Genomic DNA, 24,972 nt, shown 5'->3' on the forward strand with positions numbered 1-24,972 from the left:
GCGCACAGCGGGTGCAGTCGGCCGCCTGGGGGCAGGGCAGGACAGGGCGGGTGGCGTCCGCAGCAGGCCGCGTACCCGTTGGCAGCGCGGCACGTCCCTGGTGCGATCCCGCTTGCTGGATGAGACCGTCTGGGAGACCTGGCGGTCGATCCGGCTTGCCGGCTTCCCGATCAACGGCCCCTGATCGGCAGCCGCATCCGACGCGTCACGCGGGTCGCCGTGGCCGCAATGGCGACTCTCTATAGAGCAAGGTCGATCCATCCGCGCGTTGCTGCGGAACAGATTGCCTTGCGCGCACTGCGACTCACATGGCTGTGAGTGCGCAGATGCCACAGCTGCAACGCTGCCTGCGATCCGGATGCCGGTCCCGCATTGCTGCTGATTCACGTGCGCGCGCTGTGGTCCTGCCGCCTTCTAATGTGCAAGCCAACCGGCCCGTGCACCACGCAACAGCCGAACTCAAGCGGGCAGGCCGATCACCAACCCGCCAGCACCAGCTTGCCGATCGTGCTGCCGCTTTCCAGGCGCCGATGCGCCTCGCGCAAGTGCTGCGCATTGATCGGCGACAGCGTCTCGGTTTGGGTGGTACGCAACTCGCCCGCATCGATCAGGCTGGCGGCGCGGTTGAGGATGCGGTGTTGCTCGACCATGTCCTCGGTTGCGTAGCGGGTGCGGGTGAACATCAGTTCCCAGTGGATGCCGATGCACTTGGCCTTGTAGGGATCGCCGATCGACAGCGGGCCGCGCGGCTCCACGATCAGGCCCACATGCCCCTGCGGCGCCAGGATCTCGCCCAGCTGCTGCCAGTAGCGATCGGTGTCGGCCAGGTTGAGGGCGGCGTCCACGCTCTGCATTCCCAACGCCTGCAACTGCGGTAGCAGCGGCTGGTGATGGTCGATCACATGCTGGGCGCCCATCTGCCGGACCCATTCGATGGTCTCCGGCCGCGAGGCCGTGGCGATCACGCTGAAGCCGGCATGCCGCGCCAGCTGGATCGCGATCGAGCCCACGCCGCCCGCGCCACCGATGATCAGCAGGTGCTTGCCGCGATTGCGGGCGCCGTCGAAAGAGAACGGCATGCGCTGGAACAGCAGCTCCCATGCGGTCAAGGTGGTCAGCGGCAGGGCTGCGGCCTGGGCGAAGCTGAGCGAGGTGGGCTTGCAGCCGGCGATGCGCGCATCGACCAGCTGATATTGCGCATTGCTGCCCGGTCGCCCGATGTCGCCCGCGTAATACACCTCGTCGCCGACTGCGAACGCGGTGACATCGGGCCCCACCGCTTCGACGACGCCGGCCGCGTCGTAGCCCAGGATCTTCGGCGCATCCAGTGTCTGCGGCTTGGGCGCGCGCACCTTGGTGTCGACCGGATTGACCGAGATCGCCTCGACACGCACCAATAAGTCATACCCCGACGGGGCTGACGGGGCTGGAAGTTCCATGTCAAGCAATGCGGCGGGATCGTCGATCGGCAGGTGACGGGTGATGACGACAGCTTTCATCGGGTCGCTCCAGGTGGGGAGTTCAGGGTGCGTTGTGTCGCCGTCGCGCCGCAACCACCGACCCGACAATTCAGCTCGGACGGGGCCTGGCGTTCACCAATGTGGTTGACGCATCAGTGCGCAGCGGGCCGGAAGGCTGGATCCGCCAGCGTATTCAACTGGCTTAATTGGGCTGCGGTTCATGCAGCCGGGATGTGCAAACTGCGTGCGCGGTCCTTCCCTTCATGAAACTGTATACGTAGTATTGAAAGGGATCGCCGGCCCTGGTGATTGCTTTCACATGTTATATGACCGTTAACGCGATCTTCACTGAAGCCGGCTTAATCTGCGCCCCGATGGCTCTGGATGTGACGAGCATCTTTACCAAGAACAACGCCTCTATCGGTTTTATCTCCCAAAGAAGGAGCTGTATACACATGAACAAGAAAATTCTCACTGCCGCGTTGCTCGGCGGTCTGGCGGTTGCCCAGGCTGCTTCCGCGCAGGAGTTCGATGACCGTTGGTACCTGACCGGTAGCGCTGGCTTCAACTTCCAGGACAGCGATCGTCTGACCAATGACGCCCCGTTCGTCACCCTGGGTCTGGGCAAGTTCGTTAGCCCGAACTGGTCGATCGACGGCGAGCTGAACTATCAGAACCCGAACTTCGATGCCAACCAGGACCAGAACTGGAGCCAGTACGGCATCTCGTTCGACCTGCGTCGCCACTTCATCCAGGAAGGCCGCGGCTGGAACCCCTACCTGCTGTTCGGTCTGGGCTACCAGCGTTCGGAAGAAGAGTTCGACGCGACCCCGAACCCGGTTTCGCCGGGCCAGCAGAAGGACGGCAACTTTGCCGCCAAGGCTGGTGTCGGTCTGCAGACCACCTTCGACAAGCGCGTCGCCGTGCGTGCCGAGTTGGCCTACCGCGCTGACTTCAACGACCAGAGCGTTGCTGCTCCGCAGGAAGACTGGTTCGGCGACGTGCTGGCTTCGGTCGGCGTCGTGATCCCGCTGGGACCGGCTCCGTCGACCGCTCCGCCGCCGGCTCCGGCTCCGGTTGCCCCGAGCTGCGCAGACCTGGATGACGACGGTGACGGCGTCAACAACTGCGACGACAAGTGCCCGGCTTCGCAGCCTGGCCAGACCATCGGTCCGGACGGTTGCCCGGTGCCTGTGTCGATCGACCTGAAGGGCGTGAACTTCGACTTCAACAAGTCGACCCTGCGTCCGGACGCCGTCTCGATCCTGAGCGAAGCGACCGAGATCCTGAAGCGTTACCCCGACCTGAAGGTCGAGGTTGCCGGTCACACCGACTCGAAGGGTACCGACGCGTACAACCAGAAGCTGTCCGAGCGTCGTGCGACCACCGTGTACGACTACCTGACCAAGAACGGCGTCGATGCGTCGCGTCTGGTTGGTCCGATCGGCTACGGCGAGAGCCGTCCGATTGCTCCGAACGCCAACCCGGATGGTTCCGACAATCCGGAAGGCCGTGCGAAGAACCGTCGTACCGAGCTGAACGTCCAGAACTAATTGGACCGCTAGCTGTTGCATACAAAACCCGGCCTTGCGCCGGGTTTTGTCTTTGTGGGAACCGGAAATCTGTACCCGGACAGTGCAAATCCTGTCTGCGTTGCCATCCAGGCACGCTTCCGGTTGAAACAGGGTTCATCGCTGCCTACACTCGCCGCGTCAACACCACACTCATACTGGAAGAACCCGATGCTGCGTACCGCTACGGCTGGATTGCTCTGTCTCGCCCTGATTCCCGCCGCCTACGCCGCTCCGAACTGTGCCGGCAGCACGGTGTCCCAGCCGTTGCCGTTGCCCGCCACCGTCATCGCGCCGGCGGCCGCCGAGTTCTACACCCGTAGCGTGCAGCTGGGCATGCCCACTGGCGTGCTGGCACAGCCGTACACCACCGAGCAGTCGGTGGACCGCGTGTTGCTGCGTCTGCGCGTGGAAGGCTGCCAGGACCTCGCCAAGGTCATTCCGCCCGGCGGCACCGTCAATCCGAACGATCCGGCCGCCTACAAGGCCACCACCGCATTCGACAACACGCCGTGGCGCTTTGACATGAGCCAGAACGGCAAGCGCATGACCGCCGAAGAATTCGACGCCTGGATGAAGGCGCGCGGCGTGCGCGTGGTCAAGGCGCGTCCGGTGGCTGCGCCGGCGCCGGCTGCTGCGGCAACCGCAACGCCCGCGGCCGACGCCAAGTCGGTCGAAAACAAGTAAGCAGCGCGGTCGGGACGGCATGACCCGGCGGCCTGCGCCGGCGACGTCCCGGCAGCGCACGCGTGGTCCGGCGGGCGCGTCACGCGCCTCCGGCATGACCACGGCGACCAGCGCGCCGCGCCACGGGCTGGCGCGCGTGCTGTCCAAACTGGGCGTGTGTTCGCGTACTGAAGCTGCGCGCTGGATCGCTGCAGGGCGGGTCAGCGTGGCGGCACGCGTGGTGCACGATCCCGAATATCCGGTCCGTGCCGACCAGCAGTCCAGCATCCGCATCGACGGACACCCGTTGTCCGGGCCGGCGCGCTGCTACCTGATGCTCAACAAGCCGCGCGGCGTGGTCACCACTGTGCGCGACGAGCAGGGCAGGGACACGGTGTATCGCTGCTTCGATGGCGCCGGCCTGCCGTGGATCGCCCCGGTCGGGCGATTGGACAAGGCCAGCGAAGGCATGCTGCTCTTCAGCAACGACCCGCAATGGGCAGCGGCCGTGACCGACCCGGCGACCGGGCCGGACAAGACCTATCACGTGCAGATCGATTGCCGCCCGAGCGCTGCGCAACTGGCGCAGCTGCAGGCCGGCGTGGTCGATCCCGACCCGGACGGCGAGGGCGTGCTGCTGCGCGCCAGGCGGGTCGGCGTGCTGCGCGAAGGCGAGCGCAATGCGTGGCTGGAGATCGTGCTGGACGAAGGTCGCAATCGGCAGATTCGCCGCTTGCTGGCGGCGGTGGAGATCAGCGTGCTGCGGTTGGTGCGGGTTGCAATCGGCTCGCTGGCGATGGGCGAGTTGGGCAAGGGGGCGTGGCGGATGCTCAGTCCGGAGGAAGTCAGCGCGCTGACGGCGGCTCCCGCCAACGCACCAGGCGCGCGCTGAGCAAGGCGCTGACCACCTCCACGGCGCGGGCGTCGCCGGCACCGTTGGCATCGTGGCGACGGCCCTTGGCGTGGTTGCAGCTGGCACAGGCCAGGGCGAGATTACGCGCTGCATTGGCATCGTCGTCGACCAGCGCGCACAGCGCTGCCGCCGCGCGACGGCCAAACCAGGCCTGCGGGACCACGTGTTCCAGCGTGGTGTGCCCGAGCGGTTCGCCATCGGCGCGCAGTTGCAGGCGCCGACGGCAATGCAGGCAACGGGTTTCCCAGTTGCCGTCCAGCAGCTGCGCCTGCGTATCGGTCTGCGCCGCCAGCAGCAGCCGTTGGCGCAGTACCGTGCGCATTCAGTCCTTGATGACGTCGAGTTCGCGGCCGATCTTGATGAACGCGTCGATCGCCTGATCCAGCTGCGCGCGGGTATGCGCGGCACTGATCTGGGTGCGGATGCGCGCCTGCCCCTTGGGCACCACCGGGAAGAAGAAGCCGATTGCGTAGATGCCTTCTTCCAGCAGGCGCTCGGCGAACTTCTGCGCCAGCGGTGCGTCGTAGAGCATCACCGGGCTGATCGGATGCACGCCGGGCTTGAGGTCGAAGCCGGCGGCGGTCATGCGCTCGCGGAAATAGCGGGTGTTGTCGACCAGTTGCGTGCGCAGCTCGCCGGCGGCTTCCAGCATCTCGAAGGCCTTGATGCCGGCGGCCACCACATGCGGCGGCAACGAGTTGGAGAACAGATACGGGCGCGAGCGCTGGCGCAGCAGTTCGATGACTTCGCGCCTGGCGGTGGTGAAGCCGCCCAACGCACCGCCCATCGCCTTGCCCAGCGTGCCGGTGATGATGTCGATCCGGTCCAGCACGCCCTTGACCTCGGCCGAGCCGCGGCCGGTGGCGCCAAGAAAGCCGGTGGCATGGCATTCGTCGATATGCACCAGCGCGTTGTATTTGCGGGCGAGGGCGGTGATCTCGTCGAGCGGGGCGATGAAGCCGTCCATCGAGAACACGCCGTCGCTGGTGATCAGCTTGGTCTTGCAGCCAGCCGCATCGGCGGCCTGCAGCTGCGCTTCCAGATCGGCCATGTCGCAATTGGCGTAGCGGAAGCGCTTGGCCTTGCACAGGCGCACGCCGTCGATGATGGAAGCGTGGTTGAGCGCATCGGAGATGATCGCGTCGGCTTCGCCGAGCAGCGGTTCGAACAGGCCACCGTTGGCATCGAAACAGGCGGCGTAGAGGATGGTGTCCTCGGTACCGAAAAAGTCGGCGATGGTGCGCTCGAGCTGCTTGTGCAGATCCTGGGTGCCGCAGATGAAGCGCACCGAGGCCATGCCGAAACCGTGCGTGTCCAGCGCGTCCTTGGCGGCCTGGATGATGTCCGGGTGGTCGGCCAGACCCAGATAGTTGTTGGCGCAGAAGTTGAGTACGCTGCGGCCATCGGCCAGGGTGATCCGGGCCGACTGCGGGCCGGTGATGATGCGCTCGGACTTGAACAAGCCCTGGGCCTGGATGGTGTCCAGTTCGGCGGCGTAATGGGCGGTCAGCGCGGCGGGAGCGTTGGTCATGGCGATCGCAGTGGCAAGAGACGCATGATTTTAACGATCACGGTGGCATACCACTACGTCATGCAAAATCGGCATAAGGCGCGGCCTTGATGTCATTTCACCGCCTGCGTGCCGCTGCGCAGCATGGCATGCTTGCTGTTCAGCTGCGCCCCAACGGTTTGGAGATTGCTGTGACCCACCCCCGCTTCCGTCTTGTATCGACCGTGTTGTGCAGCCTGCTGGTCCTGGCCGGCCAGGCGGGCGCGCGCGACATCGGCTTGCTCAATGTCAGTTACGACCCCACCCGCGAGTTCTACCGCGACTACAACAGCGCCTTTGCCGCGCAGTGGAAGCAGCAGCATCCGCAGGACACCGTCACGGTGGAGACCTCGCACGGCGGCTCCGGCAAACAGGCGCGCGCGGTGATCGATGGCATCGAAGCCGACGTGGTGACGCTGGCACTGGCTTACGACGTCGACGCGATCGCCGAAAAGGCCAAGCTGATCGACAGCGACTGGGAGAAGCGCCTGCCCGACAACAGCGCGCCGTACACCTCGACGATCGTGTTCCTGGTGCGCAAGGGCAACCCGAAGAACATCCACGATTGGCCGGACCTGCTGCGCTCGGGCGTGGCGGTGGTGACGCCCAACCCCAAGACCTCCGGCGGCGCGCGCTGGAACTACCTGGCTGCCTGGGCATACGCCGACCACATCTTCAAGGGCGACCGCGAGCGCATCATGCGCTACATGCAGGCGTTGTTCCGCAACGTCCCGGTGCTCGATACCGGCGCGCGCGGCGCCACCACCACGTTCGTGCAGCGTGGCATCGGCGATGTGCTGCTGGCCTGGGAAAACGAGGCACTGCTGGCGCGCGAGGAGCTGGGCAAGGACAAGTTCGAGATCGTGGTGCCGAAGCTGTCGATTCTGGCCGAGCCGTCGGTGGCGCTGGTCGACAAGAACGTCGACAAGCACGGCACCCGCGATGTGGCCGAGGCGTATCTACGCTACCTGTATGCGCCGGAAGGGCAGAAGCTGGCGGCCAAGCATTTCTATCGCCCACGCCACCCGGAATTTGCCGATCCCGCCGATCTGGCACGGTTCCCGGACATCAAGCTGGTGACCATCCAGGACGCGTTCGGGTCGTGGGACAAGGCGCAGCAGGAACACTTCGCCGACGGTGGCGTGTTCGACCAGATCCAGGCAAAAAAGTAGGCGATGCAGATGTCGGTTGCACCCCACCCAGCGCCGGCACCGCGCCGACGCGTTATGCCCGGGCTGGGCTTGAGTCTTGGAATCACGCTGACCTGGCTGGGACTGATCGTGCTGATCCCGCTGCTGGGCATCTTCATCAAGACCAGCGGATTGGGCTGGGACGGCCTGTGGCGGGTGTGGAGCGAGCCGCGCGTGCTGTCGGCGTTGCGGGTGAGCTTCGGCACCGCGTTTGCGGCCGGCGCCTTCAATGCGGTGATGGGCACCTGGGTGGCCTGGGTGTTTGTGCGCTACAACTTTCCGGGCAAGCGCCTGTTCGATGCGGTGATCGACCTGCCGTTCGCGTTGCCGACCGCGGTGGCCGGCATCGCGCTGACCGCCTTGTACGGCGGCAACGGCTGGGTCGGGCGCTGGCTGGAAGCGGTCGGCATCAAGGTGGCCTACACCCAGCTGGGCATCGTGCTGGCACTGGTGTTCGTCGGGTTGCCGTTCGTGGTGCGGGTGGTACAGCCGGTGCTGGCCGAGAGCGAGCGCGAACTGGAAGCGGCCGCCGCCACGTTGGGCGCATCGCGCTGGCAGACCGTGTGGCGGGTGGTGCTGCCGGGGCTCTGGCCGGCGGTCCTGACCGGGTTCGCGCTGGCATTCGCGCGCGGCGTGGGTGAGTACGGTTCGGTGATCTTCATCGCCGGCAACCTGCCCAATTCCACCGAGATCGCGCCGTTGCTGATCACCATCCGGCTGGAGGAATTCGACTACGCCGGCGCCACCGCCATTGCCGCGGCGATGCTGCTGCTGTCGTTCGTGATCCTGCTGGTGGTCAATACGCTGCAGGCACGCCTGCTGCGCTATCAACGGAGGACTGCATGAACGATGCTGTCTCGCCGCTGCCCGCCATGGTGCAGACCCGCCAGATGACCGAACAGGCGCGCCGGATCACCGACTCGGCCACCAACGAGCCGCGTTGGGTGCAGTGGCTGATGATTGTGGGTGCGCTGCTGTTCCTGCTGGCGTTTCTGCTGCTGCCGCTGGTGCTGGTGTTCGCCGAGGCGCTGCGCGGCGGCTGGGAGACCTTCCTGCGTGCGATCGTCGACCCGGATGCGCTGTCGGCGATCAAGCTGACCCTGATCGTCACTGCCATCGTGCTGCCGCTGAACCTGGTGTTCGGCGTGGCGGCAGCGTGGGCTGTCAGCAAGCACCGGTTCCCCGGCAAGCGCTTGCTGATCAGCCTGATCGACCTGCCGTTTTCGGTATCGCCGGTGGTGGCCGGCCTGATCTTCGTGCTGATCTTCGGCCGCAGCGGCTGGGCATGGCCGTTGATCGACGAAGGCTGGCGGCTGCAGCTGCCGTTTTTTGGCGAGTTGCTGGTCCAGTTGCCGCGCATCGTGTTTGCGCTGCCCGGCATCGTGCTGGCGACGACGTTTGTCACTTTCCCGTTCATCGCGCGCGAGCTGATGCCGCTGATGGAGCAGCAGGGCAGCGATGAGGAGCTGGCCGCACTGAGCCTGGGCGCGAATGGTTGGCAGATGTTCTGGCGGGTGACCCTGCCCAACATCCGCTGGGGCCTGATGTATGGCGTGTTGCTGTGCGCGGCGCGCGCGATGGGCGAGTTCGGTGCGGTGTCGGTGGTGTCCGGGCATATCCGCGGGCGCACCAACACGCTGCCCCTGCACGTGGAAATCCTCTACAACGAATACGCCTACAGCGCCGCGTTTGCGTGTGCCTCGTTGCTGGCATTGACTGCGCTGCTGACGCTGGCGCTGAAGACGTACCTGGAATGGCGGCACGGCGATTCGCTCGCCGCCAACCACCGACATTGAGGTGAACATGGGCATCCGCATCCACCGCCTGCGCAAGCAGTTCGACACGTTCACCGCGCTGGACGACATCACCCTGGACGTGCGTCAGGGTGAGTTGCTGGCCTTGCTGGGGCCGTCCGGCTCCGGCAAGACCACCTTGCTGCGGATCATGGCCGGGCTGGAGCATGCCGATGGCGGCCAGGTGCTGTTCGGCGACGAAGACGCCACACGCATGAGCGTGCAGTCGCGCCGGGTCGGTTTCGTGTTCCAGCACTATGCACTGTTCAAGCATATGGACGTGTTCGAGAACATCGCCTTCGGCCTGCGGGTGCGGCGCGGCGCCGAGCGCTGGGCCGAAGCACGCATCCGCGCACGCGTGGAAGAGTTGCTGGCGCTGGTGCAGTTGCAGGGCCTCGAGCACCGCTATCCCACCCAGCTGTCCGGCGGCCAGCGGCAGCGCGTGGCGCTGGCGCGTGCACTGGCGATCGAGCCGCGCGTGTTGCTGCTGGACGAGCCCTTCGGTGCGCTGGATGCGCAGGTGCGCCGCGATCTGCGCCGCTGGCTGCGCGAGCTGCACGAGCGCACCGGCCTGACCACGGTGTTCGTCACCCACGACCAGGAAGAAGCGCTGGAGCTGGCCGACCGGGTGGCGATCCTCAATCGCGGCCGCATCGAGCAGCTCGACACGCCGGCGATGATCTACGACAAGCCGGCCTCGCCGTTCGTGTATTCGTTCGTGGGCGCGGTGAACCGCATTCCGGGAGTGCTGGCGCAAGGCCAGATCCAGGTCGCCGGGCATGCCTTGCCGGCAGCCAATGCCGCGTTGGCGGCCGGCCCGGTAGAAGTCTACGTGCGGCCGGAAGATCTGGTGCCGGACGATGCCGGCTGGCCGGCCACGGTGGCCTGGTCGCAGCGCAGCGGGGCGCGTCTGCGGCTGCGCGCCACGCTGGAGCCGGCAGGCAACGAGGTGGAAGTGGAGCTGCCGGCATCGGCGGGCAGCTTCCAGCCTGGGCAGCAGCTGCGGCTGGCAGCGCGGCATTACGGTGTGTTTCCGGTCTGATTTGGGCCGGGATTCGGGATTTCGGGATTGGGAATTGGGAATTCGCAAAAGCGAAGCGAATCCCTGCTAATCCCCAATCCCCAATCTCCAATCTCCACTCCCGGCCCATCAAGATTCCGCGCGGGCGGTCGATGAGACAGAACCCTGACCGGCGTCATCTGCTCTCAAGCTTGTGCGCCAGGTCAAGCGAGCGCGACTTGTCTGTTGCGCTGCAATGACGGTTGGACTAATAAGGCATGGCAGTCCCGCCTCGCGCAATCCGACCGCCCATCGCTCCAGGAGATGTCCATGAAGCCGTCCTCGCTCGCGTGTTGTCTGTCGTTGCTGCTGCTTGGTGTCGCGCCGTTGGCACAGGCGCAGGACGAAGAAGCCTCCGCTTCCCCCTTTAGCGGTACCTTTGCGGTGACCAGCGACTACCTGTTCCGCGGTATTTCGCAGACCAATGAGGAGCCCGCCTTCCAGGCCGGGCTCACCTACAAGACGCCGTTCGGCCTGTACATCGGCACCTGGACCTCCAACGTCGACTACGGTGCCGGCGACCCGGATTGGGAAGTGGATGGTTTTGTCGGCTACAACACCGACCTGGGCACCAACTTCAATTTCGATGTGATGGTCAATCGCTACCAGTATCTGGGAGCGGGCGCGTCCAATTACGCCGAGCTGATCACCAAGACCACGTTCCTGAAGACCTATAGCCTTACCGTTGCCTATACCAACGATCTCTATGGCACCAAGACCGATGGCTACTACTACGCGCTGGATGCCAACTGGTCGCTGCCACACGACTTCACCTTCGGCGCGCATGCGGGGCACAGCGTCTATACCTCCTCGCTGAGCCAGGTGGACCACGACTACAACGACTTTGGCGTGAATGTCGGCAAGGTGTTCGGTCCATTGGGTCTGAGCGTGGGCTATTACGACACCAGCGAAGCGGCGGAATTCGGCTTCGGGCGGCAGAATTCGCAGAACCATCTGGTGGCGACTGCGACAGTCACCTGGCCGTGAGGGCAATTGCCTGAACAGCGGTTTTGACGATCTGGCTATGTGGTGATGAGGCGGGAAGAGTCGATGCTCGGACTCCTAGGTGCCCTGAAGTTGAAAGACCCCAAGACTCAAATTGCGTTTGTCTTGTCTTTAAGTGATTGCAACGTGCGGATGGATCACTTGCAGATGCAGAGCCGCTGATCTGCTGCCTGGCTGCAGGGCCCTTGCCCGCCGACCATCGCAGGACACGCCGCAAGTACGTCCCTGTAGGCTCTTACGCGGCATCCATGCCGCGTAAGGTCCCGCGACGGTGAGCGGGCAAGGACCAGTTGAGATGCTCGGTCTTTTGCAGCAGTCGCCCATGCGATAGCTCAAGCGTAGAGCGGCTGATCTGCTACCTGGCTGCAGGGCCCTTGCCCGCCCACCGACGCGGAACACGCCGCAAGTACGTCCCTGTAGGCTCTTACGCGGCATCCATGCCGCGTAAGGTCCCGCGACGGTGAGCGGGCAAGGACCAGTCGAGATGGTCGGTGCGTGGTTGCAAGCAGACCATGGCGTACATCGTCAGGATCACCTTGCGTCCGACGATTTTCCCGTCGCGCGCTGAGCAACGGGCGGACTGCCAACAAGCAATCTATGGAACTCTGGGCGTCTCACCGCCTAGCAATAAGCGTGTTTTTTTTACCTGACCACCGACTAACTTATTGGTGCATTGAGGCCGCCGCGCCCTCGACCCACTAAGCTTCGCTTGCGTTGCCTGCGCTCTGAAAACGGACATGCAAAAGGCGCCTCGCGGCGCCTTTTGCGTTGAAACGTATTGGCCGGTCAGTTCCAGCTCAACACGACCTTGCCGGCCTTGCCTTCTTCCATCAGGTCGAAGCCCTTCTGGAAGTCGTCGATCGGCAACTGATGGGTCAGCACCTTGTGCAGCGGGAAGCCCGACAGCACCAGTTGCGTCATCTTGTACCAGGTCTCGTACATCTTGCGACCGTAGATGCCCTGCACGGTCAGACCCTTGAAGATGATCTTGTCCCAGTCGCAACCGGCGCCGCGCGGCATGATGCCGAGCATGGCGATCTTGCCGCCGTGGTACATGCAGTCGAGCATGTCGTTGAAGGCGCGCGGGTTGCCGCTCATTTCCAGGCCCACGTCGAAGCCTTCCATGTGCAGGTCGGCCATGACGTCCTTGAGCGAGGTCTTGGACACGTTGACCACGCGCGTGGCGCCCATGTCGGCGGCCAGCTTGAGGCGGAAGTCGTTGACATCGGTGACCACCACATTGCGCGCACCGATGTGCTTGCAGATGCCGGCGGCGATGATGCCGATCGGACCGGCGCCGGTGATCAGCACGTCCTCGCCGATGACATCGAACTCCAGCGCGCAGTGCGCGGCGTTGCCGTAGGGGTCGAAGAACGCGGCCAGCTCGGAAGGAATCTGGTCGGGGATCGGCCACAGGTTGCTGGCCGGCATCACCATGTACTCGGCGAAGGCGCCATTGACGTTGACGCCGATGCCGACCGTGTTGGGGCACAGGTGCGGACGGCCGCCGCGGCAGTTGCGGCAATGTCCGCAGACGATGTGGCCTTCGGCCGACACGCGCTGGCCGACCTGGTAGCCGGTTACCGCCGAACCGAGCTCGGCCACGCGGCCGACGAACTCATGGCCGATGGTCAGGCCGGGGGTGATGGTGCGCTGGCTCCACTCGTCCCACAGGTAAATATGCAGGTCGGTGCCGCAGATCGCGGTCTTTTCCAGCTTGATCAGCACCTCGTTGGGGCCAGGGCTGGGAACGGCGACCTGTTCCAGCCAGATGCCCTTGTTTGCTTCGCGCTTGACCAGCGCCTTCATCGTCTGCGCCATCTGGCGGGACCTGCTGAGTGAAAGTAAGGCGGCGATTATATGCGGCGCGCGGTGAGTGCATGTGGCAGTGCAACAGCAATGGTCCCCGTGCGTTCGGGGGCGGCGGTGGCGCTGGGTTGGTTGGTTGGCGGTATGTGTTTGTTGCGGGGCGGTTGCCCCCATCCGCCCTTCGGGCACCTTCCCCCGCAAGCGGGGGAAGGGCGGGGAAGTCGAGAAACAGGGAGCACAACAAACAGGGAATTCGAGAAGCGGGGAATTCGAGAAGCAGGGAGGCAACAAGTAAGGAATTCGAGGCAGGGAAGCCAACAAGCACGGAAGTCAGCAAGCAGGCAAGTTGCAGTGCAGGAAGGGCCACCGCAGCGGGCCGATGCGATCGACGCCTTGCGTGAATGCGTCGGTGTCCATGCAGGGAGGGCAGACACGCAGGGAAGGCAGAAAGGAAAAGCGGGGAAGACAGAAGAGAATCAGGAAAAACAAGGAAAAGCTGGGGGAGACAACAAGCAGATGAGGCCGAGATACGGAGCGGCCGAGCAGGCGTGAACGCGTGAAGGCCCGGAAAAGTAACTTGCCGACCTGCTCGAGGTATCGGGGAGTGTCGGCATGCCTTCTCCCGCATGCGGGAGAAGGTGGCGCGTAGCGCCGGATGAGGGCGCCTTAGGTGGTGCAAAGCTGCTTAGAACTTCACATCCAGGCTCATGAAGTACTGGCGCGGCGCGCCGACCACCATGGTCTGGTTGTAGCCCTGCGGATCGGAGGCCACGTAGCCGTTGGTGCCGGTGCTGGCGAAATAGCGCTTGTCGGTGAGGTTGGTGATGTTGAGCGCCAACGCCACATCGGCCACCCCGCCCACGCGACCGAAGTCGTAACGCGCGCCCGCATTGAACAGCCAGTACGAGGGCACCTGCGAATCGTTGAGGAAGGTGATGTAGCGCTTGTCGACATACTTGCCGTCCAGATCCAGGCGCAGGTTGCCGAGTTGGTAGCTGGCGCTGGAGGAGAACATCAACGCGGGGATGCCGACCACGTCCTTGCCGGAGGTGGCGACCACGCCGTTGTTGAGGTAATCGTCCTGGTAGCGCGAGCGATTCCACGACAGCGAATTCAACCAGCTCAGGCCTTCCATCGGACGCCACATCAAGGCCAGATCCGCACCTGCGCTATGCACGGCACCCACATTGCTCAGGATCGCCGCGCAGGTCTGCACCGCGCTACACGGCGAGGTGGTCAACAAGCGGTTGGAGAACTTGGTGAAGTAGGCATCGGCCGACAGCTGGAACTGCGCATCCTGCACGCGGTAACCCACCTGCACGGTCTGCGATTCTTCCGGCTCCAGCGTGGAGCGGCTGCGGTCGAACGCCGCCTGCGAGGTGCCGAACGGGGTGAAGCCGAATGCGGCGATGTTCTTGCTGTAGGAGGCGTAGATGTCCTGGCGTTCGTCCAGCTTGTAGTTGATGCCAACCTGCGGCAGGAAGTTGTCCTCGGCGCGGATGCGGCCCTGTGCCAGCGCGGTGGTCGGCACCAGGGACTGCGCACGCGTGGTGGTGCTGAGCGCCTTTGCACCGTAGTTGATGGTCAGGCGGTCGTCGAGCAGGCGCACGCTGTCCTGCAGGTACAGCATGCGGGTCTGGGTGGTGTAGCGCTGCAGGAAATCGCGGCGGAACGGCGTCTGCACTTCGTACACGTTGTACAGCGAGGTATAGCCCTCGTTGCCGAGCGCGAAGTAGTTGCGCTGCTGCGTGGTACGTGCGTTTTCTGCCCACAGGCCCACTTCCAGATCGTGGTTGCCCCACGACCATTTCAATGCGCTGGTGCCGCCGTAACGATCCAGGCCGTAGTCGGTGGTGCGCATCGACAGCGGAACCTGCGCAGACGTCGGCACATAGGGCGTCACCCACTGACCTTCACCACGGTTGGCATGGTAGTAGCCCGTGGCATCCAGCGTGGCGCCGCCGAACACGAACGTGCCCGACAAACCTGCCAGGTTGTCGCGGCGCAGACCGCCGCCGGCGTAGTAGCTGGCGTCGAGCCAGCTGTAATCGTCGGGAAGTCCGGCCAGTGATTGCGGATAGCCGTTGGCCACGCCGCTGGTGGCGCCGGTGGTTTGATATGCACGCGCCATCTGCACCGCGGTGGCCCAATCCGGCTGCAGATAGTCGTAGTCCCAGCCCAGCGCACGCTGGCTGGTCAACGACAGGTCCATGTAGTCGTATTCCTTGCGCCGCGAGGTATCCACGAACAGGCTCAGACGGTTGCCATCGCCCCACTGGTAGACGGTCTTGAGGTTGGCCTGCTCGGATTGCTGGTCGCCGAAGCCTTTCCACTTGTCGGTGCTGGCATTGGCGTAGGACAGATACGCCGACAGGCCATTGCGGTCGCCGGTGTCGCCACGCACGAAGGTGCGCCGCGTGGCATCGCTGCCGACCGTCTGCACCAGGCGCAGGCCGGGCGTGGTCTGCGGATCGGCCGAGTAGAACTGCATGGTGCCGCCGAGGTTGGTGTTGGACGCAGTCCCGAGCGCACCGGCGCCTTGCGCGATCTCCACCGAGCCGAGGTTCTCCGAAATGATGGCGCGGGTGATGTGCAGGCCGTTGGTGACGCCGTAGCTCATGTTGCCGAGCGGAATGCCATCGAGCGTGTAGCCCAGCCGGCTCTGGTCGAAGCCATGCAGGGTGACCTGCGTGGACCACTCGTAGGTGCCGAACGGATCGGCCGACTGGAACTGCACGCCCGGCAATTTTTCCACCGCCTTGAAGGCGCTGCTGCCCGGTGTCAGCTGCTCGATGTCCTGCCGGCTGATGCGCTGGACCTGGCGGGTGCTGCCTTGCGACACCACATTGATCGCGTCCAGCTGGGTGGCATTGGCGGCGGCATCGGCCACGGTGGCCGGGGCATCGGCTACCGGCGCCTCTGCAACGGCAACCGGTGTGGCCGCAGATGCGATGACCGGAAGCAGCGCGGCCAGGGCAAGCGCCAGCGGAGTGACATGAAAGCGACGAGCGGAAGTCATGGGGGAATCCTGTTCAAGCACGGCTGAGGGCGACGCACGGTGCAAGACCGGCGTTTCGCGACGCAGGGTGTCAACGACGTATGAAACATTGATGACGGTGGCTGTCGCAAAACTGTCGTGCTTGACCGCTATACGTGTCCTACCCGGCCGCAGTGCGCGGCATGTACACGTATTTCTCGCAGGTCCCGTAGCCATGACGTCTTCCCCCTCGCGCCGCGATTTCCTCAAGCGCGTCGCCGCGCTGACCGCCGCCGGCGCCCTGCCGTCCTCGATCGGCCGCGCACTCGCGCTGCCGGCCAACTCGCGCACCGGCACACTGCGCGACATCGAGCACGTGGTGATCCTGATGCAGGAGAATCGCTCGTTCGACCATTACTTCGGCACGCTGCGTGGCGTGCGTGGGTTCGGCGATCCGCGTCCGTTGCAGCTGCGCGACGGCCACCCGGTCTGGAGCCAGCCGGCCGCGGACGGGCGCCGCCTGCTGCCGTTCGCCTTCGATTCGCAAAACACGTCCGCGCCGTTGATCAAGAGCCTGGATCACTCCTGGAAAGCCGGCCACGGGCAGGACCCGGCGCGCTGGGCCGAGTACGACGCCTGGGTGCCGTACAAGGGCGAATTGACGATGGGGTATTTCCAGCGTCACGACATCCCGTACTACCACGCACTGGCCGATGCCTTCACCATCTGCGACGGGTATTTCTGTTCGTTGCACGGGCCGACCAATCCCAATCGCATGTACCTGTTCACCGGCACCAGCGGTACCAGCGTGGGCAATCTCGGCGCGCAGGTGGTGACCAACGCCGACGACGGCAACTGGACCGCCGACATGGCCCGCGACAAGCCCGGGTATGCGGCGATGGACTGGACCACCTACGCGCAGCGCCTGCAGGCCGCAGGCGTGGATTGGCGCGTGTACCAGGAGTACGACAACTTCGGCTGCAACTCGCTGGCGTATTTTTCGCACTATCGTGATCTGCACCCCGACGACGAACGCTATCGGCGTGCGCGTGCCTGCGTGCCCGGTTCCACCGCCGACAACGCCGCCACCACGCAGGCCGAGCATCTCATCGCCGCGATCGCCGCCGACGTGCAGGCCGACCGCTTGCCGCAGGTGTCCTGGATCGTGCCGCCCACCGCGTACTGCGAACATCCGGAAGCGCCGCCGGCCTATGGCGAGTCGCTGGTGGCGCGCCTGATCGATGCGCTCACCGCCAACCCACAGGTGTGGGCCAAGACCGCGTTGATCATCAACTACGACGAGAACGACGGCTTCTTCGATCACGTGCCCGCAGCGTTGCCGGCGTTGGGTGCGCGCATGGGGCGCAGCAACGTCGACACGCGCGGGGAGGTCTACGCGGGCGTGCCGATGGGCTTGGGCATCCGCGTGCCGATGCTGGTGATCTCGCCCTGGACGCGCGGCGGCTGGGTCAATTCGCAGGTGTTCGATCACACCTCGGTACTGCGGTTGCTGGAACGCCGTTTCGGTGTGGCCGAACCCAACATCAGCCCGTGGCGCCGGGCGGTCAGTGGCGATCTGACCAGCGTGTTCGATTTCCGCAAGCCGGACGATTCGGCAGTGAGCGCACTGCCGTCGGTCGACGACTACCGCGCGCGCACCGCCGCGGTGCGCGACAAGCCGCTACCGGTGCCGCCGACCAGGGCCAGCATGTCGCGACAGGAGCCGGGACAACGTCCGGCGCGTGCATTGCCGTACGCCTTGCAGGTGCATGCGCGCGTGCAGGGCGAAGGTGGCGTGCAACTGCAGTTCGTCAACAGCGGCGCTGCGGCGGCCGCGTTCAATGTCTACACCAGCGCTGCAAGCGGCGGCCCGTGGTACTACACCGTGTTGCCTGGCACCCAGCTGGACGATGTGCCGGTCGGCGCTGCGCACAACGGCGCCTATGCGCTGAACGTGCATGGGCCCAATGGTTTCCTGCGCGAATTCGCTGGCGACCTCGCTGCAGCCGGGACGCAATCGGCAGCGCCGTGGTTGGAGGCGCGGCAGGACGGCGAGATGCTGGTGCTGGACATCGGCAACGCCGGACGGCAACCGTGCACGCTGCAGCTGCGCGCGCTGGACTATGCAGACCCGGCCGTGCGGTCGATGCACCTGGCCGCAGGTCAGCGCCAGACCGTGCGGCTGGCGCTTGCAGCCAGTGATCACTGGTACGACGTCGTGCTGGAACAGCCCGGAACCGCGTTCCGCCGCCGGCTGGCCGGGCATCTGGAAACCGGCAGGCCCAGCCGCAGTGATCCGGCATTCGGGCGCGTCTGAGTCGGTGTCGGGGCTCGCCGGCGATGGCCGCGCAGGGCAGGCTGGTTGTGCCGGCCTTTGATGGCAACCGGAAGTCGGTGAGCGGCAGGATCTCCGATCCGCCGATGACTCGCATCGTCGCCGTGGATCGCGGTGGTTGCGCTGGGTCATGACGGAAGTGGCCCCGGCACCGCCACCGCTGCAGCAACCCGGCCTGCGCTGATGCGGGCGGCCGGCACCGCAGCGGGAGGGGTTATCATGCGCTCCCGTTTCGCTGCGGCGAGCCGGCCCCTTCCCCCAAGGAATCTCTCGCGCATGCGCATCCTGCTTGCCCGTCACGGCGAGACGCCGTGGAACGCCGAAGGCCGCTACCAGGGCCAGATCGATATCCCGCTGTCGCCGGTCGGCGAAGGCCAGGCGGCCGCGCTCGGCGCGCGTCTGCAGTCGTTGGAGATCACCCGCGCGGTGGCCTCGCCGCTGTCACGCGCGCAGGCCACCGCCAGGCTGGCGCTGGGCAGCGCGCGCGAAAACCTGCTGCAGACCGATGCAGACCTGCAGGAAATCGCCCACGGCGAATGGGAAGGCTTGCTGGCCAGCGAGATCAACGACAAGGATCCGGCACGTCTGCGCGCCTGGCGCGACGAGCCCGATACCGTGCTGATGCCCGGCGGCGAATCCCTGCGTCAGGTGCTGGACCGCAGCTGGCGTGGCCTGGCGCGCGCGGCCGATGGCCTGGGCACGGCCGACACCTTGCTGGTGGTCGCGCACGATGCGGTCAACCGCGTGATCCTGTGCAAGATCCTGGGCCTGCCGCTGTCCCGGCTGTGGACCTTCCGCCAGGCACCGACCACGCTCAACCTGCTCGAGGGCGAGGACGTGGATCACCTGGAAGTGGTGCGGCTCAACGACTGCGCGCACCACACGCCGTTCTTTGGCGAAGCCAAGCATCGGGCGCTGTAAGGCAACGCCCGGCAAGGATGCAGGATCGCGCTGTGGTGCGTCATCGCTGGACCATCGCCAACTGGCCCAAGGTGCTTCGGTGCGCTGTCTTGGGCAGTGTGTGCGGCCTGTTGGCGCTAGCGGTGTTTTCCGACTTCATTCCCGCACCGTTTCTTTCTGGTCGGAACTGGGTAGCGCCGATGGTGCTGCTGGGAGGCGCATTGACGGTGCTGATCTTTGCGCCGGCCTATCGCATCGGCGGATGGAAGGCGGTCTTCGGTACGCAGCCGCTGAACACGGTTCTGGCGATCTGCCTGGCGCCGCCGCTGTTGGGATTTCTGTGCTGGCTCGTACTGGCTCTAGGGGCGCCGTGGGTGTACACGCGTATGGCCGGTGTCGATTTCAAGGAAACGCATGTGATGCAGGTCGAGTACTTTCAAAGCGGGCGTTCGTGCAAATACCGATTGCGTGGCGGGCCGCTGGAAAATCGGTTTCCCGGCCATCTGTGCGTCAGCGAGGCGCTCTATCGTCGGCATCTCGATCAGCAGGTGACCGTGGTGTTGACCGGTCAGCGCTCGCTGTTGGGAATGCGGGTTGCAGCGATCGAAGACGCCCGGTGATCGGGACGTCCGACACAGACAATTGGAGTCGGCAACGACAGGCGCATGCGCCTGGGCAAGATGGCGTCGTTTGTCCGACTACGTGAGGGCCTGAAAATTCGCGATAATGCGGTTCTTCCTGCGCAGTCCCCGCCGTGAACGCAACCGACTCCCTCTCCGACTGGCTCGTCTATATCGAGCAGCAGCATCCAAGCACCATTGCCATGGGCCTGGAGCGCGTGCGCGAGGTGGCGGCACGTCTGCAGCTTGCCGCGCCTGCCAGGCACGTCATCGTGGTCGGTGGCACCAATGGCAAGGGGTCCACCGTGGCCTTCATCGAGGCGATCGGGCGCGCCGCCGGCTGGAAGGTGGGCAGCTACACCTCGCCGCATCTGCTGCACTACAACGAGCGTGTGCGCATCGATGGCGTCGATGCGAGCGATGCCGCGCTGGTCGAGGCATTTGCGGCGGTCGAGGCAGTGCGCGGCGACACCACGCTGACCTATTTCGAATACGGCACGCTGGCGGCGCTGTGGCTGCTGCAGCGCTCCGCGCTGGACCTGGCGGTGCTGGAAATCGGCCTGGGCGGGCGCCTGGATGCAGTCAATATCGTCGACTCGGATGTCGCGGTGATCACCACCGTGGATATCGACCATACCGATTGGCTGGGCGAAGACCGCGAAGCGATCGGCGCCGAGAAGGCCGGCATCATCCGCGCCTGGAAGCCGGTGGTGCTGGGCGAAATCGACCCGCCATCGAGCGTACTGCGGCGTGCCTACCAGCTGGGCGCCAACGCCATCCGCGCCGGCAGCGATTATTTCTTCGAGCCGATCGAGGCGCAGCATCCAGAAGCGCCGCAGTGGCGCTGGCGCGATGTCGCGGTGACGCTGGAGCTGCCGATGCCGGCCCTGCACGCGCCGGTGCAGCTGGCCAATGCGGCCGCGGCAATTGCCGCGCTGCAGGCCTTGCCGGAAGCGCTGCCCGATGCCGCGTGGGCGCAGGGAATTTCCAGCGCGCGGGTGGTCGGGCGATTGCAGCGCTGTGACGTCGATGGCGTGCAGGTGCTGCTGGACGTCGGCCACAACCCGCAGGCCGCGCGCGCGCTGGCCGATGCACTGGGCGCGCAGGCGCACATGGGCAGCACGCATGCCATCTACGCCGCACTGGCGGACAAGGACGTGCTGGGCGTGGTGGAGGCGGTGGCCACGCAGGTCGACCACTGGAGCCTGGCCGGGCTGGACGGCGCGCGTGGGCAGTCGGCGCAGGCCTTGCAGGTCCGTCTGCAGGGCAGTGCGGCAGCGCAGGCGGTATGTCACGGCGATGTGGCGGGCGCATTGGGCGCAGTGCTGGCGCAGGCCGCCCCCGGTGATCGGGTGCTGGTGTTCGGCTCGTTTCATACCGTTGCCGACGCGCTAAACGCACTTCGTTCAGTCCACCCGGGGCGGTAGCCCGGCTGCGGCCTTATAATCGCCGCGGCACCCCGCCACGCCGCCTTTCGTCTCTCTACGTGGATACTGCTCTGAAACAGCGACTGATTGGCGCCATCGTCCTGGTGGCGCTCGCCGTGATCTTCCTGCCGATGCTGGTCAAGGGCCCTGCGCCGTCGAGCGGCGTGGCCGACGTGCCGCTGGAGGCACCTGCCGCACCGGCCAATGGCGAGTTCGAGACCCGCGAATTGCCGCTGGTCACCCCGGGCGATGCGCCGGCCGGTGGCGCGCTGGGCATGCGCGGTGCCGCCACGGCGCCGGCCGCGGTGCAGGACAACCCGGACGCAGCCGATCTGGCCAACCCGGCCAGTACGCCATCGGCACCCGAGGTGGCGGCCGGCAACTACGCGGTCAACTTCGGTGCCTACGCCACCAGCGCCGATGCCGATGCGGTACTGGCGCGGCTCAAGCAGGCGCAGCTGCCCGGCTTCAGCGAAAAGACCCAGATCAACGGCCGCCCGGCCTGGCGCGTGCGCGTGGGGCCGTATGTCGATCAGGCCCAGGCCGAAGCGGCGCGCCTGCAGGCGGTGAAAGTGCGCAGCGATGTCAACGCCCAGGTGGTGACGCTGGATGCCAACGCCGCCGCGCCGGCGCCGGCAGCCAGCACGCCGGCGCCCGCAACGGCCGCCAAGCCGACCAGCAGCGTGGCCGCCGCCGGCACGACCGCCCCGACCAAGACCGAAAGCCTGCCGCCGGAGCCGGCCAAGCCGCTGGCCACCGCGCCCAAGCCGGCCGAAGCGCCCAAGCCTGCCCCGGCCAAGCCGGAGGTGGCGAAAACGGAGCCAGCCAAGCCCGAGCCGGCCAAGCCGGTCGTCGCGGCGCCCGCCGCGCCGGCAGCGCCTGCAGCCAGCTCGGTCGGCTTTGCTGTGCAGCTGGGCGCCTTCGGTCGCGCCGAAGACGCCGACGCCTTGCGCGACCGCGTGCGCGCCGCCGGCTTCAGCGCCTTCGTCGAACAGGTGCGCACCGACAAGGGCGCGCTCAACCGCGTGCGCGTCGGCCCGGTCGCCAATCGCGGCGATGCCGAACAGCTGCGCGCGCAGGTGGCGGCCAAGGTCGGCATTTCCGGCATGGTGCGTCCGCATCCGTAAGCCACTACGCCGCCATCGGGCGGGCGCGGTCAGTGCCGAGGATCGGCAGTCGGGTGGTTCGCTGCGTGGTGCGGCTCGTCCGCAGCATGCCGGGTCACCGTTTCGCGTGGTATCGCCGGCGGCGAGCGGATTCCTGATCGCCTCACACCCATGGAGGGGAGCGCAATGAACACCGAGCCAGGTTGGACCAGCGGCGTGCGCGCCGCGCGGAGAAGTGGGCAATGATCGACATGGTGCTGGGCGTCATCATCCTGGTGTCGGCCCTGTTGGGCCTGCTGCGCGGATTTGTCGCCATCGTGGTCGGCACGCTGTCGTGGTTGCTGGCCGGCTGGGCGACGTTCCAGTTCGGCGGCCCGGCCGCGCGCTGGATCGCCGATGGCAAGCATCCGTCGGCCACCGAGTCGTTCGGCGGCTACGCGATGGTGTTCGTCGGCGTGCTGATCACCGTGGCGGTGATCGGCATGGTGATCCGCGCCGGCGTGGATGCGGTGCGCCTGGGCGGGATGGACCGCATGCTCGGCTTCGGCCTGGGCCTGGTGCGCGGCGGCTTTCTGGCCAGCGTGCTGGTGCTGCTGATGAGCTTCACGCCGCTGCCGCGCGAGCCGGCCTGGCGCCAGTCGATGCTGATGCCGATGCTGTCGCCGGGCGCGAGCTGGATGCGGGCGCAACTGCCGGCCTGGCGGATGCCGTCGATGGACATGCCATCGATGGAACTCGGCAACCTGCCAACGGAGTTGGGGAAGTTGCCCTCGGCAGGCGATAATGCGGACCTGGGCAAGGCGCTGTCCGGGTCCGGTCTGAGCGACACCATCACGCGTGCGCTTGGACAACCCGGCAAAGCTGCCAGCGACGGACGCAATCCGGCGCAGGCGATGCCGGCCAATATCGATCCGGCGCAGGTTCGCGGCGGAGAAAGCGACCCGGCTCGGGTCGAGTCCCAAGGCCAGGCACGGCCCCCTTCACAGTAACGGCGCAAGCCGTAGCGGAGAACGCGCACCATGTGTGGCATCGTCGGTATTGTCGGCAACCAGAACGTCGCCGGGCAGCTGTATGACGGCCTGACCGTCCTGCAGCATCGTGGGCAGGACGCCGCAGGCATCGCCACCGCAGACGGCACGCGCCTGCGCGTGCAAAAAGCCAACGGGCTGGTGCGCGATGTCTTCGACGAAAAGAAGATGGCGGTGCTGGAAGGCCGTGTCGGCATCGCTCATTGCCGCTATCCGACCGCAGGCTCGGAAGGCATGGACGAGGCGCAGCCGTTCTACGTCAACTCGCCCTACGGCATCGCGCTGGCGCACAACGGCAACCTGATCAACACCGAGGCCTTGCGCCAGCAGGTGTTCGAGGCCGACCGCCGCAACATCAACACCGATTCGGACAGCGAAGTGCTGCTGAACGTGTTCGCCTACGAGCTGGATGCGCAGCGCATGCTCACCCCCGAGGCGGCGATCCGCGCGGTGGCCGGCGTGCACCGCCGCTGCAAGGGCGGCTATGCGGTGGTCAGCGTGGTGCTGGGCCTGGGACTGGTGGCCTTCCGCGACCCGCACGGCATCCGTCCGCTGGTGCTGGGCAAGCGCGAGCACGCCGAAGGCACCGAATACATCGTCTCCTCCGAATCGGCTGCCCTGGACATCCTCGGCTACCAGCGCGTGCGCGACCTGCGCCCCGGCGAGGCGATGGTGATCACCGCGCGCGGCGAGCTGTTTTCGGAAGTCTGCGCCGCGCCGACCGTCAACGCGCCGTGCATCTTCGAGTATGTGTACTTCGCGCGCCCGGATTCGATGATCGACAACATCTCGGTGCACAAGGCGCGCATGCGCATGGGCCTGAAGCTGGGCGAGAAGATCCTGCGCCTGCGCCCGGATCACGATATCGACACCATCATTCCGATCCCGGACACCTCGCGCGATGTGGCGCTGGAGATGTCCAACGTGCTCGGGGTGAAGTACCGCGAGGGCTTCGTCAAGAATCGCTACGTGGGCCGGACCTTCATCATGCCGGGGCAGGGCGAGCGGCAGAAATCGGTGCGGCGCAAGCTCAATCCGATCCACCTGGAATTCCGCAACCGCGTGGTGCTACTGGTCGACGATTCGATCGTGCGCGGCACCACCAGCCGGCAGATCGTGCAGATGGCGCGCGATGCCGGTGCACGCAAGGTGTATCTGGCCTCGGCCGCGCCGCCTGTGCGTTACCCCAATATCTACGGCATCGACATGCCGGCAGCCGAAGAGCTGATCGCGCATGGCCGCAGCGAGCTGGAAATCCAGGAATTCCTCGGCTGCGACTGGCTGATCTACCAGGATCTGGAAGACCTGGAAGTGGCGGTGCGCGAAGGCAACCCGGACATCCAGCAGTTCGATTCCTCGTGCTTCAACGGCGAATACATCACCGGCATCGAGCCGGGCTATTTCGAACGCATCCAGCAGCTGCGCTCGGACGATGCCAAGAAGCGTCGCCGCGCATAACGGTCTGCGCTAGCGCTGCAGGCCGGCGCTCCCCAGGCATGGCATGGCGTCCCTGTGCCATGCCGACCGGCTGCGTGGTGATCGCGTCAGCTGGCTGCAGCCGGG

Annotated in this window: 20 protein-coding genes and 1 pseudogene; 16 read left to right on the top strand and 5 right to left on the bottom strand. The window is 65.9% G+C overall.

The annotated features are described in order from the left end of the window. Window positions 1–476: 476 nt before the first annotated feature. Window positions 477–1,499, bottom strand: a complete 1,023-nt coding sequence (locus H7A87_RS04945) for a zinc-binding alcohol dehydrogenase family protein (protein WP_119129702.1) — start codon at window positions 1,497–1,499, stop codon at window positions 477–479. 416 nt (window positions 1,500–1,915) lie between these two features. Here H7A87_RS04945 and H7A87_RS04950 point away from each other — a divergent pair, with 416 nt between their 5' ends. The 3 genes from H7A87_RS04950 to H7A87_RS04960 all read left to right on the top strand — a co-directional run bounded on the left by H7A87_RS04950 (window position 1,916) and on the right by H7A87_RS04960 (window position 4,589). After that, on the top strand, window positions 1,916–3,013 hold the full coding sequence (locus H7A87_RS04950) for an OmpA family protein (protein WP_104532906.1): 1,098 nt from the start codon (window positions 1,916–1,918) through the stop codon (window positions 3,011–3,013). 189 nt (window positions 3,014–3,202) lie between these two features. Next, a complete protein-coding gene (locus tag H7A87_RS04955) occupies window positions 3,203–3,718 on the top strand; it encodes a hypothetical protein (protein ID WP_024938551.1) in 516 nt (171 codons plus the stop codon). A 19-nt stretch (window positions 3,719–3,737) separates the two neighbouring features. Continuing rightward, window positions 3,738–4,589 (top strand): pseudouridine synthase, encoded by an 852-nt coding sequence (locus H7A87_RS04960; protein WP_119129703.1) that lies wholly within the window; start codon window positions 3,738–3,740, stop codon window positions 4,587–4,589. Here H7A87_RS04960 and H7A87_RS04965 read toward each other — a convergent pair. Together H7A87_RS04965 and kbl are read right to left on the bottom strand one after the other, a co-directional pair. Further along, window positions 4,543–4,932: an HNH endonuclease gene (locus tag H7A87_RS04965; protein WP_104649504.1), complete on the bottom strand. Its 390-nt coding sequence runs from the start codon at window positions 4,930–4,932 to the stop codon at window positions 4,543–4,545. The genes H7A87_RS04960 and H7A87_RS04965 overlap by 47 nt on opposite strands. Next, window positions 4,933–6,141, bottom strand: coding sequence for a glycine C-acetyltransferase (gene kbl / locus H7A87_RS04970; RefSeq protein WP_119129704.1), 1,209 nt, complete (start codon window positions 6,139–6,141; stop codon window positions 4,933–4,935). A gap of 89 nt (window positions 6,142–6,230) precedes the next feature. On the opposite strand from kbl, the gene H7A87_RS04975 reads away from it, so the two are divergent. From H7A87_RS04975 to H7A87_RS04995, 5 genes are all read left to right on the top strand, one after another. After that, complete coding sequence (locus H7A87_RS04975) at window positions 6,231–7,331, top strand: sulfate ABC transporter substrate-binding protein (protein ID WP_104649506.1); 1,101 nt, start codon at window positions 6,231–6,233, stop codon at window positions 7,329–7,331. A 3-nt stretch (window positions 7,332–7,334) separates the two neighbouring features. After that, window positions 7,335–8,195 (top strand): sulfate ABC transporter permease subunit CysT, encoded by an 861-nt coding sequence (gene cysT, locus H7A87_RS04980; protein WP_119129705.1) that lies wholly within the window; start codon window positions 7,335–7,337, stop codon window positions 8,193–8,195. Further along, on the top strand, window positions 8,192–9,145 hold the full coding sequence (cysW, locus tag H7A87_RS04985; protein ID WP_104582285.1) for a sulfate ABC transporter permease subunit CysW: 954 nt from the start codon (window positions 8,192–8,194) through the stop codon (window positions 9,143–9,145). Before cysT ends, cysW begins: the two co-directional genes overlap by 4 nt. 7 nt (window positions 9,146–9,152) lie before the next feature. Next, window positions 9,153–10,184: a sulfate/molybdate ABC transporter ATP-binding protein gene (locus H7A87_RS04990; protein WP_119129749.1), complete on the top strand. Its 1,032-nt coding sequence runs from the start codon at window positions 9,153–9,155 to the stop codon at window positions 10,182–10,184. Between the two features lie 288 nt (window positions 10,185–10,472). Then, on the top strand, window positions 10,473–11,189 hold the full coding sequence (locus H7A87_RS04995) for a TorF family putative porin (protein WP_104649509.1): 717 nt from the start codon (window positions 10,473–10,475) through the stop codon (window positions 11,187–11,189). An 804-nt stretch (window positions 11,190–11,993) separates the two neighbouring features. Here the strand turns inward: H7A87_RS04995 and tdh are convergent. After that, on the bottom strand, window positions 11,994–13,028 hold the full coding sequence (gene tdh / locus H7A87_RS05000; protein WP_180496889.1) for an L-threonine 3-dehydrogenase: 1,035 nt from the start codon (window positions 13,026–13,028) through the stop codon (window positions 11,994–11,996). Between the two features lie 673 nt (window positions 13,029–13,701). Further along, entirely contained in the window at window positions 13,702–16,035 is a 2,334-nt protein-coding gene (locus H7A87_RS05005; RefSeq protein ID WP_119129706.1) for a TonB-dependent receptor, read from the bottom strand. 193 nt (window positions 16,036–16,228) lie between these two features. Here H7A87_RS05005 and H7A87_RS05010 point away from each other — a divergent pair, with 193 nt between their 5' ends. The 8 genes and pseudogenes from H7A87_RS05010 to purF all read left to right on the top strand — a co-directional run bounded on the left by H7A87_RS05010 (window position 16,229) and on the right by purF (window position 24,867). Continuing rightward, window positions 16,229–18,310: a phospholipase C, phosphocholine-specific gene (locus H7A87_RS05010; protein ID WP_119129707.1), complete on the top strand. Its 2,082-nt coding sequence runs from the start codon at window positions 16,229–16,231 to the stop codon at window positions 18,308–18,310. An 11-nt stretch (window positions 18,311–18,321) separates the two neighbouring features. Next, window positions 18,322–18,512, top strand: a pseudogene (locus H7A87_RS20785) (S46 family peptidase); the annotation flags it as partial. Window positions 18,513–18,604: 92 nt separating this feature from the next. Beyond that, window positions 18,605–19,249: a histidine phosphatase family protein gene (locus H7A87_RS05015; RefSeq protein ID WP_119129708.1), complete on the top strand. Its 645-nt coding sequence runs from the start codon at window positions 18,605–18,607 to the stop codon at window positions 19,247–19,249. Between the two features lie 89 nt (window positions 19,250–19,338). After that, window positions 19,339–19,848, top strand: a complete 510-nt coding sequence (locus H7A87_RS05020) for a hypothetical protein (RefSeq protein ID WP_104582288.1) — start codon at window positions 19,339–19,341, stop codon at window positions 19,846–19,848. A gap of 134 nt (window positions 19,849–19,982) precedes the next feature. Continuing rightward, window positions 19,983–21,275, top strand: a complete 1,293-nt coding sequence (folC, locus tag H7A87_RS05025) for a bifunctional tetrahydrofolate synthase/dihydrofolate synthase (protein ID WP_119129709.1) — start codon at window positions 19,983–19,985, stop codon at window positions 21,273–21,275. Between the two features lie 59 nt (window positions 21,276–21,334). Next, window positions 21,335–22,402 (top strand): SPOR domain-containing protein, encoded by a 1,068-nt coding sequence (locus H7A87_RS05030; RefSeq protein WP_119129710.1) that lies wholly within the window; start codon window positions 21,335–21,337, stop codon window positions 22,400–22,402. A gap of 221 nt (window positions 22,403–22,623) precedes the next feature. Further along, window positions 22,624–23,370: a CvpA family protein gene (locus H7A87_RS05035; protein WP_115676267.1), complete on the top strand. Its 747-nt coding sequence runs from the start codon at window positions 22,624–22,626 to the stop codon at window positions 23,368–23,370. A 30-nt stretch (window positions 23,371–23,400) separates the two neighbouring features. Beyond that, window positions 23,401–24,867, top strand: a complete 1,467-nt coding sequence (gene purF, locus H7A87_RS05040) for an amidophosphoribosyltransferase (protein ID WP_104582292.1) — start codon at window positions 23,401–23,403, stop codon at window positions 24,865–24,867. The last annotated feature ends 105 nt before the right edge of the window (window positions 24,868–24,972 follow it).

The organism is Xanthomonas sp. CPBF 426 (genome assembly GCF_903989465.1).
GTDB lineage: Bacteria > Pseudomonadota > Gammaproteobacteria > Xanthomonadales > Xanthomonadaceae > Xanthomonas > Xanthomonas euroxanthea.

Coding starts and splice junctions, on each gene's coding strand:
- kbl (WP_119129704.1), bottom strand. CDS start 6,141: ATGACCAACGCTCCCGCCGCGCTGACCGCCCATTACGCCGCCGAACTG.
- purF (WP_104582292.1), top strand. CDS start 23,401: ATGTGTGGCATCGTCGGTATTGTCGGCAACCAGAACGTCGCCGGGCAG.
- H7A87_RS05035 (WP_115676267.1), top strand. CDS start 22,624: ATGATCGACATGGTGCTGGGCGTCATCATCCTGGTGTCGGCCCTGTTG.
- cysT (WP_119129705.1), top strand. CDS start 7,335: ATGCAGATGTCGGTTGCACCCCACCCAGCGCCGGCACCGCGCCGACGC.
- H7A87_RS04995 (WP_104649509.1), top strand. CDS start 10,473: ATGAAGCCGTCCTCGCTCGCGTGTTGTCTGTCGTTGCTGCTGCTTGGT.
- H7A87_RS04955 (WP_024938551.1), top strand. CDS start 3,203: ATGCTGCGTACCGCTACGGCTGGATTGCTCTGTCTCGCCCTGATTCCC.
- cysW (WP_104582285.1), top strand. CDS start 8,192: ATGAACGATGCTGTCTCGCCGCTGCCCGCCATGGTGCAGACCCGCCAG.
- tdh (WP_180496889.1), bottom strand. CDS start 13,028: ATGGCGCAGACGATGAAGGCGCTGGTCAAGCGCGAAGCAAACAAGGGC.
- H7A87_RS05015 (WP_119129708.1), top strand. CDS start 18,605: ATGCGCATCCTGCTTGCCCGTCACGGCGAGACGCCGTGGAACGCCGAA.
- H7A87_RS04945 (WP_119129702.1), bottom strand. CDS start 1,499: ATGAAAGCTGTCGTCATCACCCGTCACCTGCCGATCGACGATCCCGCC.
- H7A87_RS05005 (WP_119129706.1), bottom strand. CDS start 16,035: ATGACTTCCGCTCGTCGCTTTCATGTCACTCCGCTGGCGCTTGCCCTG.
- H7A87_RS04960 (WP_119129703.1), top strand. CDS start 3,738: ATGACCCGGCGGCCTGCGCCGGCGACGTCCCGGCAGCGCACGCGTGGT.
- H7A87_RS05010 (WP_119129707.1), top strand. CDS start 16,229: ATGACGTCTTCCCCCTCGCGCCGCGATTTCCTCAAGCGCGTCGCCGCG.
- H7A87_RS04975 (WP_104649506.1), top strand. CDS start 6,231: ATGTCATTTCACCGCCTGCGTGCCGCTGCGCAGCATGGCATGCTTGCT.
- H7A87_RS04950 (WP_104532906.1), top strand. CDS start 1,916: ATGAACAAGAAAATTCTCACTGCCGCGTTGCTCGGCGGTCTGGCGGTT.
- H7A87_RS04990 (WP_119129749.1), top strand. CDS start 9,153: ATGGGCATCCGCATCCACCGCCTGCGCAAGCAGTTCGACACGTTCACC.
- H7A87_RS04965 (WP_104649504.1), bottom strand. CDS start 4,932: ATGCGCACGGTACTGCGCCAACGGCTGCTGCTGGCGGCGCAGACCGAT.